The organism is Rhizobium sp. RM (assembly GCF_013390595.1).
Lineage (GTDB): Bacteria > Pseudomonadota > Alphaproteobacteria > Rhizobiales > Rhizobiaceae > Agrobacterium.
In genome coordinates, this window is record NZ_JACAWV010000003.1 from 216,083 (window position 1) to 232,011 (window position 15,929).

The following is a 15,929-nucleotide window of genomic DNA, read 5'->3' on the forward strand; positions in this document are numbered from 1 at the left end:
AGACACGGAACACTCATGGCCCTCGGCTTCATCAAGAAAGTCTTTTCATTCGGTAAGGATAAGGCCGAGACAGGCGAGAAGCCGCTCGACGATTCCGCGCCCGCCAAAGATGACGCGCTTTCATCCTTTGAAGAGGTCCTGCACGAAGCCGAAGCGACCGCTCCGCTCGCGGATGATCCTGTCCTTGCCGTCGAGGTGGAGACAGCCGGTGGCCCTTCACCTGATGACGTCGCTGTCGATTTGAACGAAGACGAGGCGGCTTCCGAGGAGGAGGACGCGCCTATTCTGCCCGGTAGCGAACAGGTTGGTGAGATTGGCATGGTGCCGCTTTCGCTGCTTGAGGCCGAGGCTGCGGCAGAAGAGGAAGCCCTCCAGCCCGAGCCGCTTCCCGAGGTTGTTCAGCCTGTCGAGGTTGTTGAAAGCGCCGATCTGGCGCCAGAGACCAATATCGATGACACGCCTGAAGTCGAGGAGACCTCTCTGCCGGCCGTTGCGCCATCGCTGCCAAAGGGTTTTTCGTCGGCCAGCGAGCGTGTCGAACCCGTGGACATTGCTCCGGCGGCCAAGCTGACCTGGTTTCAACGTCTGCGCGCCGGGCTTGCCCGCACCTCTTCACAGCTGACAAGCCAGATTTCGGCACTCTTCACCAAGCGCAAGCTGGACGAAGACACGCTTGATGAGCTTGAGGATCTGCTCATCCAGTCTGACCTCGGCGTCGAGACAGCCATGCGCATTACCGGTGCCCTGTCTTCGGAGCGTTACGGCAAGGATGTCAGTGGCGAAGACGTGGCGCGTATCATGGCCGGCGAGATTACCAGGGTTCTTGCCCCTGTCGCCAAACCGCTTGAGCTTGATATTTCTCACAAGCCGCATGTCATTCTGGTCGTGGGTGTCAACGGCACCGGTAAAACGACGACCATCGGCAAGCTGGCTGCCAAGCTTTCCGGCTCCGGCCTCAAGGTCATGCTGGCGGCGGGCGATACGTTTAGAGCCGCTGCCATCGAACAATTGAAGATCTGGGCCGACCGCACGGGTTCGGAGTTCATCGGTACCAAGCTCGGTGCTGATGCCGCCGGTCTCGCTTACGACGCATATGAGCAGGCGCTGGCGAAAAAGAGCGACGTGCTGATTATCGACACAGCCGGGCGTTTGCAGAACAAGGCCGAACTGATGGCGGAGCTTGAGAAGATCGTGCGCGTGCTTGGCAAGCTCGATCCGGATGCGCCGCACACCGTTCTTCAAACGCTTGATGCGACCACCGGTCAAAATGCCATGAACCAGGTGGAAATTTTCCGCAACGTCGCGGGCGTTTCGGGCCTGATTATGACAAAATTGGATGGCACGGCCCGAGGGGGTATCCTCGTTGCCATTGCCGCAAAACACAAGCTGCCGGTCTATTTCATCGGCGTGGGCGAAGGCGTGGACGATCTGGAGCCGTTCGAGGCGGAGGATTTCGCCAAGGCTATCGCGGGAGTTTGAGTATGGATATCGAAAGCAATTCCAAGGAAAGCGAAAAAATGGTGGCGGAGATCAGCCCGCTGCTTAAATTTGTGCTCGAGCTTGGCCCGCTGCTTGTTTTCTTCTTTGCCAATTCGCGTGGTGAATGGCTTGCGACGCATTTCCCGGTCCTGACGGAATTCGGCGGCCCGATTTTCATCGCCACCGGCCTGTTCATGATTGCCACGGCGCTGGCGTTGAGCATCTCCTGGTTGCTGACTCGCAAGCTGCCAATCATGCCGCTGATTTCCGGAATCGTGGTGCTGGTGTTTGGCGCCCTGACGCTCTGGCTGCAGAACGATACCTTCATCAAGATGAAGCCGACCATCGTCAATGCGCTGTTCGGCGTTATCCTTTTGGGCGGGCTGTTCTTCGGACAGTCGCTTCTGGGTTACGTCTTCAACTCGGCATTCAAGTTGACAGATGAAGGCTGGCGCAAGCTGACCCTGCGCTGGGGCGTGTTCTTCCTGTTCCTGGCGGTACTGAACGAGGTCGTGTGGCGTATGTTCACCACCGACACCTGGATCGCGTTCAAGGTGTGGGGCACCATGCCGATCACGATCATCTTCACCATGGCACAGATGCCGCTCGTCATGCGTCACTCGCTTGAGCCGCTGAACAAGGACGACAAATGACAGTTGCGGAGATGCCGGCTTCCCGCTCGAGCGCGCTGAAGTGGTTTGGTGTTGCTGCCGGGCTTCTTCTTTTGCAGATAGTCATTCTCTATTTCATGGGCCGCATTCCGATCTGTGAGTGCGGTTACATCAAGCTGTTCGAGCCAGGTGTGAATACGCCGGGAAATTCGCAACATCTTGCTGATTGGTACACTCCCTCGCACATCATTCATGGCTTCCTGTTCTACTGGTTCGCCTGGCTGCTGTTTCGCAAGAAGCCGCTCATGATGCGGCTTTCGCTCGCGGTTCTGGTTGAGGCGGCGTGGGAAATTCTCGAAAACTCGCCTATTATCATTGATCGTTATCGTACTGCGACCATGGCGCTTGGTTACACCGGTGACAGCATTTTGAACTCTGCCATGGACACGATCTTCATGGCGCTCGGCTTTCTGTTCGCGGCCCGTGTTCCGGTCTGGCTGACCGTCATCATTGCCATTTTCTTCGAAATATTCACTGGCTGGCTGATCCGCGATAACCTGACGCTCAATGTCGTCATGCTTGTCTGGCCGGTTGAGGCTATCAAGGAATGGCAGAGCGCGCTCCCGCAAATGTGAATGGTATGATCCCGCCTTGAGCCATAATGGGCCGGATCTTCCCGCATGGGGCAGGTTTTCTTAACTGGCACCTGATAGCTTCCTTGGTTTCAAACCCAAGATACTGGTTTCGGGCAGAAGACGTTGCAAGATAATTTCGCCTACCTGCTTCCTTTCATCATGCTGACATTCGGCGTGATATTTCTGTTCCTTCAGAGGATCGGTCATGCCTCGTCGTTGTACTGGGGTATCGGCTATCTTTCGGCTTGCGCCGGTTTTGCGACACCTTTGGTGCTGGGTGCCTTGCCGTTCGAAGTGCAAGCCATTCTTTCCAACCTTCTGTTTTTCTCCGCCTTCTTCTTTTACGGCCATGCTTTGCTGGTGCATTTCCAGCGGCCAACCTACACGAAAGCCCGGCTGTCCATCGTCTTCCTGGCTTTCGTGCTCGTTTCCTTCCATGTCTTTGTCACACCCGATCTGAAACGCGAACTGGTGATTGGTGATACTGTCGTCGCCATATTGCTGGCCTGGCCTGTCTGGATGGTGCGAAAGCGCCCTCAGGTATTGGCTGACAAGGTCTTGATGGCGGCTGTGTCGCTGGTTGTGCTTGAAACCATTTTCAGGATCATTGTGCTGATCGTGATGACCCCGCACGGGACCATGGTCGAACTGGGGGAATTCTTCGAGTCCGATTATGCCTTCTATATGCAGGTCGCTGCGAGTATCTTCGGCTTTCTGATGGCGCTTGCCGTCCTTGCAAGCCAGATATCTGTCATTGTGGACAGGCATCTGCATGCCGCGGAACATGATCCGTTAACGGATGTGCTGAACCGCCGTGGTTTCGAGCGTCGCGTTCCGGATTTCCGGGAAGGAGCGCCCGTTGGTGCGGTAATCGCCTGTGACATCGATCATTTCAAGCAGATCAACGATCGCTTTGGACATGCCGCCGGCGATATCGTTCTGATCGGTCTCTCCGACTTGCTGAAGCGTACGATTTCGGACAATGGCCTGGTTGCACGTTTTGGGGGAGAGGAATTTATCGCCTTCCTGCCGGATTGTGCTGCTGACACGGCGGGCACCTTTGCCGAAGCTGCGCGTTCTGAACTTGCCGGAATTGACTGGAGTAGCCGGGGGATTTCAACCAGGATCACGGCAAGCTTCGGGGTGTCGGCCGTTGCGCGTGGTGACCACTCCATTCACGATGCCATCAAGCGTGCTGACGACAGCCTCTATGCTGCCAAGAGAGGCGGGCGTGATCAGGTGGTGCTCGAAGGTGAGCATCCGCCCGCAGCGGCGCCGCAGACAATCCGGATCATCTCCAAGAATCAATAGGCGCCGATAAGCTGCGGAACGTTACTTTTTGACAGCCGCTTCGATGGCTGGGAAAAGACCTTGCTGCAGGCTCTGTGCATCGAAAGGGCCGACCTTTTTATAGAGGATCGTGCCATCGGCAGCGACGAGATAGCTTTCAGGAATGCCGTACACGCCCCAGTCAATCGCTGCCTTGCCGTTGGGGTCAATGCCAATTGCCGAATAGGGATTGCCGAGTTCGCCGAGGAAGCGCAGGGCGTTGTCGGACTTATCCTTGTAATTGATGCCGACAATGCTGATGCGTCCGTCTTGCGACAGTTCTTCCAGAATCGGATGTTCCTGTCGACAGGGGATGCACCAGGATGCGAAAACGTTGACGAGCGTCAGCTTTCCTTTGATGGCCGCATCAGTCAAAGCCTGAACGTTTGCCCCTTCCAGCGGAGGCAAGGCGAGCGTTGGTGCCTTGGTGCCGATCAGGGCGGACGGAATGGCGCTGACATCCAGGCCATTGACATCCTGATCATAGAGCATTTTGCCTGCGACGAGCGCGAAACCGCCAAACAGTAACAAGGGTAGAAGTGCCAGCACGTAGCGTGACCGGCTCTTTGGTCGCGGTTTGGTATCCTGGTCGACGTTTGTCATGATGCGTCGCTCGCGGGCGCGGTTTTTGATCTGCGGCGAACACCTGCCGCTTCCAGTTCCCTCAGTTCTCGCTGGCGTCCTTTGCCATCTGCAATCACCCAGATGATAAGGCCAACAACCACAAGGCCAGTCGCCGCATAGGACATGCCAATATAGAAGGTGTGTGTCATTGCCTCATCCTTCCCGATTGACCATGCGGGCTGCAAGGCGTCGCTGGGCAGCAACACGGCGCCGCCAGATTTCGTTGCGCATGGCGGCGATGTGCAACGTGAAGAACAACAGGGTGAAACCGATGGCCATGGTCAAAAGCGGCCAGAGGAACGTCGGATCGATTGCGGAGCCGCCCATGCGAATGACGCTGGCTGGCTGGTGAAGTGTGTTCCACCATTCAACCGAAAACTTGATGATGGGGATATTCACGAAGCCGACAAGGATCAGGACAGCGCTTAGACGCGCAGCCCTCGAAGGATCATCCATAGCGCGATTGAGCGCGATCAGCCCCAGATACATCAAAAACAGGACGAAGACGGATGTCAGTCGTGCATCCCAGACCCACCATGTACCCCACATGGGTTTGCCCCAGAGAGAGCCCGTGACGAGAGCGATCAGCGTGAATGCGGCACCAATGGGCGCAGCTGCCTTATGGCTGACGTCGGCCAAGGGGTGGCGCCAGACCAAGGTGCCGATCGCCGACAGCGCCATGACCGTGTAACACATCATCGACAGCCAAGCCGCAGGCACATGAACATACATGATGCGAACGGTATAACCCTGCTGATAGTCCCCTTCAGTCGTAAAGGCCATGTAGAGGCCAGCGGCAAGACAGAGTGCCGACAAGGTCGCAAGCCACGGAAGGATACGGGCTGCCAGCGCCAGAAACCGGGTAGGGTTGGCAAGGTCGCTGAACTTGGTGATGACGAAAGTCTGTTGGTTCATGGTTTTTCTGTAACCCGAGAAGGCTTTTGCCGCAATTGATCCCTGTCAATGGCGGCGGTTCAATCCATAGCATTGCGCAGCGCCAACGCGGCAAAGAAAGGGCCGATGACGGCTGAAAATAACGTGATCGCGCAAAGAATGAGAAACGGCGGCATGAACGGTGCCGGGTCCTGAACAGCGGCATAGGATGCGCTGACGCCGAAAATCAACACAGGAATCGCCAGCGGCAATACGAGGATGGAGACGAGAAGTCCACCGCGCGGCAGCGCAACGGCAACAGCGGCTCCAACCGCACCAATGAAGGTCAGCGCGGGAGAGCCGACAAGCAGGGTCACCATGACCGCACCGATTGCCACTTCGCTCATGTTCATGAACAGGCCGAGCAATGGTGAGGCAATCACGAGCGGCAGACTGGTTGCCGTCCAGTGAGCGAGGCATTTTACGAACACCGTCAGCACCAAAGGGTTTTCATGCATCAGCAAAAGGTCGAGAGAGCCATCGTCGCGTTCTGCCTGAAACAAACGGTCAAGACCGAGAAGGGCTGCCAGCAACGCACCGATCCAGACAATGGCTGGCCCGATACGCGACAGAAGGTTGAGGTCCGGTCCAACGCCGAAGGGAATGACGGCAACCACGGTGAGGAAGAACAGCACGCCGATCAGTGCGCCGCCGCCGGCGCGAATGGAAAGTTTCATGTCGCGAAAGAAAAGGGCGGTCATCACCAGGTCAGCTCCGTTCCGGAAAATCCCGTCATTTTCAGTTCCTGGGCATGGTCGAGCCCAAGGGGCTGGTGCGTGGCAGCGATGATAATACCGTCCTTGCCGAGATGATCTTTGACCAGTCCCGTGAACATTCGGTCTGCGCTGGCATCGAGGGCAGCGGTTGGTTCGTCCAATATCCAGATGGGGCGCCAGGCGATCAGCAACTTCGCCATGGCAAAGCGTCGTTGCTGGCCGGCCGAGAGATAACCGAATGGCAGATGGGTAATACCGGCAAGACCGACAGCCTCGGCGGCTTCGCCAATGTCCAGTGACGTGCCGCCACTGAAATCGCCCAGAAAGTCCTTCCAGAAGTGGAGGTTTTCAGAGACCGTGAGCTCCTGTTTCATCGCGTTGCGATGACCAAGGTAGTGGCTTGCTTCCGATGGGCGAGCGTCTTGTGGAACTCCTTCGCCGGCTATTTTTATGGAGCCCGATTCGGCGCTGAAAAGTCCGGCCAGAACACGCAGTAACGTGGATTTTCCCGAGCCATTCGGTCCGGTCAGGATAAGGGCGTCTCCGGACACTAACTTGAGGGAAATATTCATAAATATGAAATCTTCCCCGCGCCGGGCGCTGAGGTTTTCCGCAGTCAGCAGCATGGTCCGGTCTCGTTCAAGATTTTGGTCATCCGATATAAAAAAATCGATTTAGCACTGCTTCCGGTCTGGCACGTTTCGGAGAAATTATCTATATGGATATCAACCACGCCAGCGGCCGGCGTGATCACCATATAGCGCCGGACCTGAATGTTGCAAAATGCGACTTTCACGTGCGGACAGCGGAAATGGCCGTACCCGCATCCTGATGTGCACTTTGATGCACGGGTGTCCGCACGCGCGTGTTGGCTATCAGAGGAAGCGGGGTTTTATCCGTGGCCAAATCTCTTGACAGTTTCCAGTGTCGCTCTGTCCTTACCGTTGACGGTAAGGACTATGTCTATTTCAGCCTTCCGAAGGCTGAAGCCAACGGCTTGAAGGGCGTCTCCAAGCTGCCCTATTCCATGAAAGTCCTGTTGGAAAACCTGCTGCGTTTCGAAGACGGTCAGTCGGTAACCAAGCAGCATATCCTCGCTGTCGCCGAATGGCTCGACAACAAGGGCCTGACCGAAAACGAAATCGCCTACCGCCCGGCGCGCGTGCTGATGCAGGACTTTACCGGCGTTCCCGCTGTGGTTGACCTTGCGGCAATGCGCGACGGTATCAAGGCGCTGGGTGGCGACCCGGAAAAGATCAATCCGCTCGTTCCCGTCGACCTTGTTATCGACCATTCCGTGATCGTCGATGAGTTTGGTACACCGCAGGCTTTCGCACGCAACGTCGAGCTTGAATATCAGCGCAATGGCGAGCGCTACCGCTTTCTGAAATGGGGCCAGCAGGCGTTCAAGAATTTCCGCGTCGTGCCGCCTGGCACCGGCATCTGTCACCAGGTCAACTTCGAGTATCTCGGCCAGACCGTCTGGACGAAGGAAGAAGACGGCGAAACCTTCGCTTATCCGGATACCTGCGTCGGAACCGATAGCCACACGACCATGATCAACGGTCTTGGCGTTCTGGGTTGGGGCGTTGGCGGTATCGAAGCGGAAGCTGCCATGCTCGGCCAGCCGGTATCGATGCTGCTGCCTGAAGTCATCGGCTTCAAGTTGACCGGCAAGCTGAAGGAAGGCGTTACTGCGACCGACCTCGTGCTGACCGTTGTGCAGATGCTGCGCAAGAAGGGCGTTGTTTCCAAGTTCGTGGAATTCTTCGGTCCTGGCATGGACAACATGCCTGTCGCCGACCGTGCCACGATCGGCAACATGGGTCCGGAATATGGCGCGACCTGCGGTTTCTTCCCGGTTGACGCAGAGACGCTGAACTACCTCAACATGTCTGGCCGCACCAAGGAGCGCATCGCCCTGGTCGAAGCCTATTCCAGGGCACAGGGCATGTGGCGCGACAATGATGGTTCCGACCTCGTTTTCACCGATACGCTGGAACTCGATCTTGGCGATGTCGTGCCGTCCATGGCCGGCCCGAAGCGCCCGGAAGGGCGTCTGCCGCTCGAGACCATCGCGCCGAACTTCGCTACGGCACTCGAAAACGACTACAAGAAGCCCGGTCAGATTGACGCGCGTTATGCCGTCGAGGGCACGGATTTCGATCTCGGTCATGGCGATGTGGCGATTGCTGCCATCACCTCCTGCACCAACACCTCGAACCCCTCGGTGCTGATTGCTGCAGGTCTCCTGGCCCGCAATGCCGCGGCCAAGGGCTTGCAGTCCAAGCCTTGGGTCAAGACGTCTCTTGCCCCCGGGTCGCAGGTCGTTGCCGAATATCTCGCCAAGTCCGGTCTGCAGACTGACCTCGATGCGCTCGGCTTCAATCTCGTTGGCTTCGGCTGCACCACCTGCATCGGCAACTCCGGTCCGCTGCCGGCTCCGATCTCCAAGACGATCAACGATAAGGGGCTGATCACCGCGGGTGTTCTTTCCGGAAACCGTAACTTCGAAGGCCGTATCTCGCCTGATGTTCAGGCGAACTATCTGGCGTCTCCGCCGCTCGTCGTCGCCTATGCGCTGGCTGGCACGGTGCAGAAGGATCTGACCAAGGAGCCGCTTGGCGAGGACAAGGACGGGAATCCCGTTTTCCTCAAGGACATCTGGCCGACGTCGACGGAAGTTCAGTCCTTCATCCAGAAATATGTCACGCGTGAACTGTTCGAAACCAAATATGCCGACGTGTTCAAGGGCGATGAAAACTGGCAGGCCGTGCAGGTACCTGCGGGTCAGACCTATGCTTGGGATGACCAGTCGACCTACGTTCAGAACCCGCCTTACTTTGTTGGCATGGGTAAGACCGGCTCCGGTCTGAAGAACATCAAGGGCGCGCGCGTGCTTGGCCTGTTCGGCGACAAGATTACCACCGACCACATCTCTCCGGCCGGTTCGATCAAGGCAGCCTCGCCAGCCGGTGCCTACCTGACGGAGCATGGAGTGGGCGTTGCCGACTTCAATCAGTACGGTACGCGTCGTGGCAACCATGAAGTGATGATGCGCGGCACCTTTGCCAATATCCGCATCCGCAACCACATGCTCGGTCCGAACGGCAAGGAAGGCGGATACACGATCCACTATCCATCCAAGGAAGAGATGTCGATCTACGACGCTGCCATGAAGTACAAGGAAGAGGGTGTGCCACTCGTCATCTTCGCCGGTGTCGAATACGGCAACGGATCGTCCCGTGACTGGGCCGCCAAGGGTACCAACCTGCTCGGCGTGAAAGCCGTCATCGCCCAGTCGTTTGAGCGTATTCACCGTTCGAACCTGGTCGGCATGGGTGTGGTTCCCTTCGTCTTCGAGGAAGGCACGACCTGGGCAAGTCTCAATCTCAAGGGCGATGAAATCGTCGAGATTGACGGTCTGGAAGGCGAGATCAAGCCGCGTGAAAAGAAGATCGCCAAGATCACCTACAGCGACGGTACGGTGAAGGACGTTCCACTTCTTTGCCGTATCGATACACTGGACGAAGTTATCTACATGAACAACGGTGGCATTCTGCAGACCGTTCTTCGCGATCTGGCAGCCTGATCAACAAGGCACCGATACGAGAAACGCCGGGAGACATCCCGGCGTTTTTTCATGTTTGCAGGGGCACGTAATTTGTGAAGAGCGCTCACCCCTTCGTGACTTTCTATTGAAGGTCGTTCGACGTTATTTTCCGGCTTGCATCCCGACACATATTGATCGCATCAATTCGTCTGGATATTCGTCCGGATAGAGGTTTTCGTAATGCCGTTGAAATTCCGCCTTTCGCTCTGTGTTCTCGGGACGCTGATGGTCACCTCTGCGCATGCGCAGGAGGCGGTGAAGGGCGTCGTCGAGTTGTTCACATCGCAAGGCTGCTCATCCTGCCCCCCTGCCGATGAGGCATTGCGCAAGATGATCCGTAAAGGTGATGTGGTTGGTCTTTCCTACCATGTCGATTACTGGAATTACCTTGGCTGGACGGATTCACTGGCATCGAAGGAGAATACCGAGCGGCAATACGGCTATATGCGAGCACTTGGGCGCAACGGCGTCTACACCCCGCAGGCAATCCTGAACGGTCGCGATCACGTCAAAGGCGCTGATGTTGCCGGCATCTACGACAAGCTTGACGCATTCAAGCGCACCGGTGCTGGTCTGACCGTGCCTGTCAGCTCAAAATTCGCTGGAGATGAGGTGGAGATCGATATTGGTGCCGGCAGTGGCAAGGCCGATGTCGTGGTCGCCTACTTCACCCGCGAGCAAACGGTGGATGTGCAGAAGGGTGAAAACCAGGGCAAGAAAATGTCCTATTGGCACAGTGTCTACGATGTTCAGACGGTCGGCATGTGGGATGGTTCACCAATGACGGTCAAGCTTCCAGCCAGCGTCGTTGCCAAGGTCAAGAAAGGCGGGTGCGCCGTTCTGCTGCAGACGGCGAATGCGAACGGCGATCCGGCAGCGATCGTTGGCGCGAGCATGCTGATGGGAGACGAAACACCATAATCGCCTCTGGGCGATTGGAGATCCGATCCGGGCATTGGGGGCTGGGGGTAAAGGGTCAATGCACCGGACCGGGTCATCTTGGTGCCTAGGCATCAATTGACGATAAAACTATTCCACCCAATTCGGGCCATGATTTGACCGAAATACGGCAGCAGGTACCAAATTGCCTGCCTAAATGGTTACCGTGGTTTCAAGGTATTTCGCTGTCAAACGTACCGTGAAATGGCCAAGACTTGCAATTTCACGCCAGCGGCTTCACATTGAGCCATGAGATTGGGTGGAATCGGAGGTACTGGATGACCGATCAACCGGATGTGCAGCAGGTGCAGGCCAGCGCACGTGACAATTCCACCGTCATCGATCTTCGTGAATACAAGCGAGACAAGGACCCCTTACCGGTTACGTTCCATAGACGTGAACTGGATGCGATCCTGCGCATATACGGGCGCATGGTTGGTGAAGGTGAGTGGCGAGATTATGCCATAGACCACCTGAAGGAAAAGGCAGTGTTCTCGGTCTTCAAGCGCTCTGGTGAGATGCCGCTTTACCGCATCGAGAAAAATCCGAAGCTAGCGGCGAAACAGGGAGCCTACTGCGTTCTGAATACGGATGGACGCATTCTCAAGCGCGGGCATGAACTGCCACAGGTTCTCAAGGTTTTCGACAAGGTTCTGAAACTGATTGAATGAGATCACCTGTTCCTCGTCAGAGGACTGGGTCTGCGTTCGCAACGAAACGTGCAAACGAAAAAGGCGGCCATTTGGCCGCCTTTCTTATGTCGAACCTCAACGGGGTTCCTTAGTCGTCGCGGTTCCCGAGGAACTGCAGCAGGAACGTGAAGAGGTTGATGAAGTCGAGGTAGAGTGTCAGCGCACCCATGATTGCCTTGCGGCCAGCCACGGCAACGTCGTCGCCATCAAAGTACATTTCCTTGATCTTCTGCGTGTCGTAGGCGGTCAGGCCTGCGAAGATCAGTACGCCGATTGCGGAAATCGCGAACTGCAGAGCAGAGGAAGCGAGGAAGATGTTGACGATCGAAGCGATGATGAGACCGAACAGACCCATGATCAGGAACGAGCCGAGACCGGAAAGATCCTTCTTCGTGGTGTAGCCGTAAAGCGACAGAGCGCCGAACGAAGCAGCCGTGACGAAGAACGTCTGAACGATGCTCTGGCCGGTGAAGACCAGGAAGATCGACGACAGCGATACACCCATCAGCGCCGCATAGACCCAGAAGGTCGTCTGGGCAGCAGAAACGCTCATGTTCTGGATGCGGAAGCTAAGGAAGAAGACCAGCGCCAGCGGTGCAAGCATAACGACCCAGCGAAGCGGGGACGCGTAAAGCATCTGGGCGAAAGCCGGGTTCGAGGCAGCCAGCGTATAGGTGCCGAAGGCCGCGATGCCGGTGATGACCAGAGCCAGCGCCATAAGGTTGTAAACCTTAAGCATGTAGGTGCGGAGACCTTCATCGATCATCGCACCAGTCTGTGCACGGTTCTGCGCCATGCGGTTCTGGTAGTTGTTGAAGTCAGCCATTGTTTCCTCTTTTGAGCTCCGTGATTGCTACGGTGTCGGGATCGCTCCCTGGCGCCGCTGCGGAGCCACAGCAAGCCTACCTCAGAATATGATGGCAGAACGTGTTCGATACAAGACCTTTTGCGACCGAAAAGACACCATAGACGCGAAAATCGCTCACGTTTTGGCGATTATTACAAAGAATTAATCGCTAAAGTTAAGCGCCGCAGATTCACAATCACTCCCCTGCCTGACGCAAAATCGGCGCTGCCTTCTGGCCGAGAATACGCCACGTTCCGGCAAGCCCGATGCCAACCGTCATGACGAGGGCAACAATGAGCGTGCCAACCGCCACGTCAGGCAAAAAGCTCGAGGGCAGTTTCATGATGCGGGCGATCACGAACCACGCGGAGACACCGCCTGCGAGAAGTGCAAAGACCGCAGTGGCAAGGCCGAGGATCATATATTCGTAAGAAAAAGCGCGGATCAGCATTGAACGTGTGCCGCCCAGGGTTTTCAGGATAACGGCATCATGCGTCCGGGCGCGATTTCCTGCCGCCAGTGCTCCGGCAAGAACGAGCACCGAAGCAACGAGAGCAACGGCGGCCGCGGCACGGATGGCCGTGGCAAGCTGACCGACGAGCTTGTCGACCACATCAAGCGCATCCTTCACGCGAACGCTGGTGATCGTTGGATAGGCGTTGGTAACAGCACGTAATATCTGCCCCTCACGCTCAGGCGTTGCAGAGGGGTCGGCGAGCGTGGCAAGCCAGGCATGTGGCGCACCGCGGAAGGTGTTTGGGGAAAAGACCATGACGAAGTTGATCGACAGGGATTCCCACTCGACGTTGCGCAGATTGGCGATCTTTGCCGTGATGCTGCGGCCAAGAACGTTGACGGTAACGGTATCGCCTATCTTGAGACCCAGTTCACCCGCTTCCTCGGCTGCGAACGATACCAGCGGTTCCCCGCTGTAGTCCTTGTTCCACCATGTTCCTTCCGTCAGTTCTGCGTTTTCCGGCAGGTCCTCGGCGTAGGTGATGCCGCGATCACCACGCAAAACCCAGCGTCCGGAAGGCGGAACTTCCATCTTCGTCACGTCCTGACCGTTCAGGGCCAGGATGCGGCCGCGCAGCATCGGGACTTCAGTAAGATTGCCTTCGGGAGCTTCCCGTTTGAGAAGGTCGCGAAAGCCCTGCAGTTCGGTTCCCTGAATATCGACGAAAAAGAAATTCGGAGCCCGTTCCGGCAGGCTGCCAGTCAATTCGCGCCGCAAGTTGCCGTCTATCAGTGTAAGCGTGACCAGCAGCGTCAGGCCAAGTCCCAGCGAGAGAACCACGGAGGGTGTCAGGGCGCCGGGCCGATGAATGTTGCCGATTGCAAGGCGCAATGCAGCGGAATGGACACGCGGGCTCCGTTTGGCGATCGCCTTCACGCCTGCTGCCACGGCGCGCAGGACAACGAATGCGAATGCGACTGCTGCCAGGAACACCGATGCAATGAAGCGGTCTTCCGCCGAAAAGATTGCAAGAGCAGCAAGTGTCGCGAGAAGCAGGCCAGTTGACGCGATATAGGGCCAGGACGGCCACCGGCTCTCATCGAAGCTCTGTTCGCGAAAGAGTGCCGTCGCTGGAACTTCGCGCGCGTGGCCGAGCGGCAAAATCGCGAAGGCAAGCGTCGTCAGGATGCCAAACAGGGCGGCGAGCCCGAGCGCCTTCGGATAAAAGGCCAGACCGTCAGGGACAGGGAGCACACCTTCCAGAAAACGCATTGCAACCAATGGGGCGATTGCGCCGAAGGCAAGCCCGACCATGATGCCGACAGTTGCAATGAAGACGATCTGGAAGAGATAGGTCATCGTCACCACCGAGGCGGGTGCGCCAAGGCATTTCAGGGATGCGATCGTGGTGCGTTTTGAATCGAGAAACGCCCGCACGGCATTCGCCACGCCAACGCCCCCGACGATGAGGGCTGTCAGTCCGACCAATGTGAGAAACTGGGAGAAGCGATTGACGTTTTCGGTCAGGGAAGGTGCGGCACGATCGCTGGTGCGAATGGACCAGCCCGCATTGGGGAAGGTCTTGTTGGTATCTTCGGTAATCGTCGCTCGTTTGGAAAGGTCATTCAGCCTGATCTTGTAGGCATGCTCGACAAGGCTGCCGGTCTGGATAAGGCCGGATGCAAACAGTGCATCGCGGCTGAGCATCAAGCGCGGCGCGAAACCGAAACCATCGGAAAGCGCGTCCGGTTCATCCACAACAGTGCCTGTTACCTTCAGTTTGACGTTGCCGAGCAGGACCTCGTCGCCGACCTTGATGCCAAGGCGTTCAAGCAGAAGTGGCGCAACGACGGCGCCATAGGTGTCGCCATTCTTTTCGAGAAGTTCCGGAAGCGGGCGGGCCGGATCAGCGGCAAAGCTGCCGTAAAGCGGATAGGCGCCGTCGACAGCTTTCACTTCAGTCAAAGTCTGGGCGGAACCGTCTGCCAGACGTGTCATCGACCGCAATCCCGTGGAAATGGCGACCTGACCGAGAGTGCCGAGATAGGCTCGTTCTTCGTCGCTCGCTTCGCGGTTGCGCAGTTCGAAGCGGACATCGCCAGCCAAAATGGACTGCCCCTGTGTAGCGATTGCATCGGTCACGGCGCGGGAAACGGAATTCACCGCAGCAATCGCGCCCGTTCCGAGCGCTATACAGGCCAGGAAAATGTAAAAACCTCGCAGACCGCCGCGAATTTCGCGTCGGGCAAGCCGCAATGCATTCTGAATGTGCGCAGCCGACGGGATCATGCCATGACCTTTTCAGTGGCTTTTGCCTTGGCGCTGTCGCCTTCGATCTGGCCGGAGCGCACCTTGATCTGGCGCGAGCAGCGCGCAGCAAGGGATGGGTCATGGGTAACGAGGATCATGGTCATGCCACGTTCGGCCTGTTTGGCGAACAGAAGGTCGGCGATCTGTTTTCCGGTCTCCGTATCAAGATTACCTGTCGGTTCGTCGGCGATCAGGACGGCTGGCGAAGGAGCCAGTGCACGGGCGATGGCGACACGCTGCTGCTCGCCACCCGAAAGCTGGCCTGGATAGTGGTTCAGGCGCTCACCGAGACCAACGGCGACAAGTTCGCGTCTGGCAATATCAAAAGGGTTTGGCACATTTGCCAGTTCCAGCGGAACGGCAACGTTTTCGAGGGCGGTCATATTGGCGATCAGATGAAACGACTGGAACACGATGCCGATATTGCGGCCGCGGAAGTCCGCCAGCGCATCTTCGCTCAATTTGTGCAGTGCCGTGTCGGCGATAATGATTTCGCCGCTGTCCAGCCTTTCCAGGCCGGCAAGCACCATCAGCAAAGTTGATTTACCCGAACCCGAAGGACCGACGATGCCGACGGCCTCGCTTTCGCCGATCGTCAGGTCGATGTTCTTGAGAACGTGAACGGAGGCGGCGGCATTGCCCAGGGTGAGGTCGGCTTTCTTGAGCTCTATGATGCTTTTCGTCACAATTCGCGTTCCTATATAGGATGATAAAGCGGTCTGGCGGTGCGGACCCAGACGGAAT

General features: G+C 57.1%; 15 protein-coding genes. 7 read left to right on the plus strand and 8 right to left on the minus strand.

What is annotated here, in order from left to right; translation table 11 throughout:
• The first annotated feature begins 15 nt into the window (after positions 1 to 15).
• The 4 genes from ftsY to HWX89_RS03180 all read left to right on the plus strand — a co-directional run bounded on the left by ftsY (position 16) and on the right by HWX89_RS03180 (position 4,036).
• A complete protein-coding gene (ftsY, locus tag HWX89_RS03165; RefSeq protein ID WP_138795254.1) occupies positions 16 to 1,479 on the plus strand; it encodes a signal recognition particle-docking protein FtsY in 1,464 nt (487 codons plus the stop codon).
• Between the two features lie 2 nt (positions 1,480 to 1,481).
• Positions 1,482 to 2,132 carry a septation protein A gene (locus HWX89_RS03170; protein ID WP_138795255.1) on the plus strand — a complete coding sequence of 217 codons (651 nt, stop codon included), beginning with the start codon at positions 1,482 to 1,484 and terminating at the stop codon, positions 2,130 to 2,132.
• On the plus strand, positions 2,129 to 2,725 hold the full coding sequence (locus tag HWX89_RS03175) for a DUF2585 domain-containing protein (protein ID WP_138795256.1): 597 nt from the start codon (positions 2,129 to 2,131) through the stop codon (positions 2,723 to 2,725). Before HWX89_RS03170 ends, HWX89_RS03175 begins: the two co-directional genes overlap by 4 nt.
• Positions 2,726 to 2,848: 123 nt before the next feature.
• Complete coding sequence (locus HWX89_RS03180) at positions 2,849 to 4,036, plus strand: GGDEF domain-containing protein (protein WP_178340605.1); 1,188 nt, start codon at positions 2,849 to 2,851, stop codon at positions 4,034 to 4,036.
• Between the two features lie 21 nt (positions 4,037 to 4,057).
• Here HWX89_RS03180 and HWX89_RS03185 read toward each other — a convergent pair whose 3' ends face one another.
• Genes HWX89_RS03185 through ccmA form a run of 5 tightly spaced genes read right to left on the minus strand, consistent with a single transcriptional unit; the run spans position 4,058 to position 6,953 of the window.
• Positions 4,058 to 4,657, minus strand: coding sequence for a DsbE family thiol:disulfide interchange protein (locus HWX89_RS03185; RefSeq protein ID WP_138795257.1), 600 nt, complete (start codon positions 4,655 to 4,657; stop codon positions 4,058 to 4,060).
• A complete protein-coding gene (gene ccmD, locus HWX89_RS03190; protein WP_138795258.1) occupies positions 4,654 to 4,827 on the minus strand; it encodes a heme exporter protein CcmD in 174 nt (57 codons plus the stop codon). The genes HWX89_RS03185 and ccmD overlap by 4 nt, the downstream gene beginning before the upstream one ends.
• Positions 4,828 to 4,831: 4 nt before the next feature.
• Positions 4,832 to 5,593, minus strand: coding sequence for a heme ABC transporter permease (locus HWX89_RS03195; protein WP_138795259.1), 762 nt, complete (start codon positions 5,591 to 5,593; stop codon positions 4,832 to 4,834).
• Positions 5,594 to 5,652: 59 nt separating this feature from the next.
• Positions 5,653 to 6,312 carry a heme exporter protein CcmB gene (gene ccmB / locus HWX89_RS03200; RefSeq protein WP_138795260.1) on the minus strand — a complete coding sequence of 220 codons (660 nt, stop codon included), beginning with the start codon at positions 6,310 to 6,312 and terminating at the stop codon, positions 5,653 to 5,655.
• Complete coding sequence (gene ccmA / locus HWX89_RS03205; protein WP_138795261.1) at positions 6,312 to 6,953, minus strand: heme ABC exporter ATP-binding protein CcmA; 642 nt, start codon at positions 6,951 to 6,953, stop codon at positions 6,312 to 6,314. Before ccmA ends, ccmB begins: the two co-directional genes overlap by 1 nt.
• 272 nt (positions 6,954 to 7,225) lie before the next feature.
• Here ccmA and acnA point away from each other — a divergent pair, with 272 nt between their 5' ends.
• From acnA to HWX89_RS03220, 3 genes are all read left to right on the plus strand, one after another.
• Positions 7,226 to 9,919: an aconitate hydratase AcnA gene (gene acnA / locus HWX89_RS03210; protein WP_138795262.1), complete on the plus strand. Its 2,694-nt coding sequence runs from the start codon at positions 7,226 to 7,228 to the stop codon at positions 9,917 to 9,919.
• 201 nt (positions 9,920 to 10,120) lie between these two features.
• Positions 10,121 to 10,861, plus strand: coding sequence for a DUF1223 domain-containing protein (locus HWX89_RS03215; protein WP_138795263.1), 741 nt, complete (start codon positions 10,121 to 10,123; stop codon positions 10,859 to 10,861).
• A gap of 296 nt (positions 10,862 to 11,157) precedes the next feature.
• A complete protein-coding gene (locus HWX89_RS03220; RefSeq protein WP_138795264.1) occupies positions 11,158 to 11,550 on the plus strand; it encodes a DUF2794 domain-containing protein in 393 nt (130 codons plus the stop codon).
• Positions 11,551 to 11,659: 109 nt separating this feature from the next.
• Here HWX89_RS03220 and HWX89_RS03225 read toward each other — a convergent pair whose 3' ends face one another.
• The 3 genes from HWX89_RS03225 to HWX89_RS03235 form a co-directional block, all read right to left on the minus strand.
• On the minus strand, positions 11,660 to 12,397 hold the full coding sequence (locus tag HWX89_RS03225) for a Bax inhibitor-1/YccA family protein (RefSeq protein WP_138795265.1): 738 nt from the start codon (positions 12,395 to 12,397) through the stop codon (positions 11,660 to 11,662).
• A 217-nt stretch (positions 12,398 to 12,614) separates the two neighbouring features.
• Positions 12,615 to 15,164 (minus strand): ABC transporter permease, encoded by a 2,550-nt coding sequence (locus HWX89_RS03230; protein WP_138795266.1) that lies wholly within the window; start codon positions 15,162 to 15,164, stop codon positions 12,615 to 12,617.
• A complete protein-coding gene (locus HWX89_RS03235) occupies positions 15,161 to 15,871 on the minus strand; it encodes an ABC transporter ATP-binding protein (protein ID WP_138795267.1) in 711 nt (236 codons plus the stop codon). The genes HWX89_RS03230 and HWX89_RS03235 overlap by 4 nt, the downstream gene beginning before the upstream one ends.
• Positions 15,872 to 15,929 lie beyond the last annotated feature (58 nt).

Coding starts and splice junctions, on each gene's coding strand:
- ftsY (WP_138795254.1), top strand. CDS start 16: ATGGCCCTCGGCTTCATCAAGAAAGTCTTTTCATTCGGTAAGGATAAG.
- HWX89_RS03170 (WP_138795255.1), top strand. CDS start 1,482: ATGGATATCGAAAGCAATTCCAAGGAAAGCGAAAAAATGGTGGCGGAG.
- HWX89_RS03175 (WP_138795256.1), top strand. CDS start 2,129: ATGACAGTTGCGGAGATGCCGGCTTCCCGCTCGAGCGCGCTGAAGTGG.
- HWX89_RS03185 (WP_138795257.1), bottom strand. CDS start 4,657: ATGACAAACGTCGACCAGGATACCAAACCGCGACCAAAGAGCCGGTCA.
- ccmD (WP_138795258.1), bottom strand. CDS start 4,827: ATGACACACACCTTCTATATTGGCATGTCCTATGCGGCGACTGGCCTT.
- HWX89_RS03195 (WP_138795259.1), bottom strand. CDS start 5,593: ATGAACCAACAGACTTTCGTCATCACCAAGTTCAGCGACCTTGCCAAC.
- ccmB (WP_138795260.1), bottom strand. CDS start 6,312: ATGACCGCCCTTTTCTTTCGCGACATGAAACTTTCCATTCGCGCCGGC.
- ccmA (WP_138795261.1), bottom strand. CDS start 6,953: ATGCTGCTGACTGCGGAAAACCTCAGCGCCCGGCGCGGGGAAGATTTC.
- HWX89_RS03215 (WP_138795263.1), top strand. CDS start 10,121: ATGCCGTTGAAATTCCGCCTTTCGCTCTGTGTTCTCGGGACGCTGATG.
- HWX89_RS03220 (WP_138795264.1), top strand. CDS start 11,158: ATGACCGATCAACCGGATGTGCAGCAGGTGCAGGCCAGCGCACGTGAC.
- HWX89_RS03225 (WP_138795265.1), bottom strand. CDS start 12,397: ATGGCTGACTTCAACAACTACCAGAACCGCATGGCGCAGAACCGTGCA.
- HWX89_RS03230 (WP_138795266.1), bottom strand. CDS start 15,164: ATGATCCCGTCGGCTGCGCACATTCAGAATGCATTGCGGCTTGCCCGA.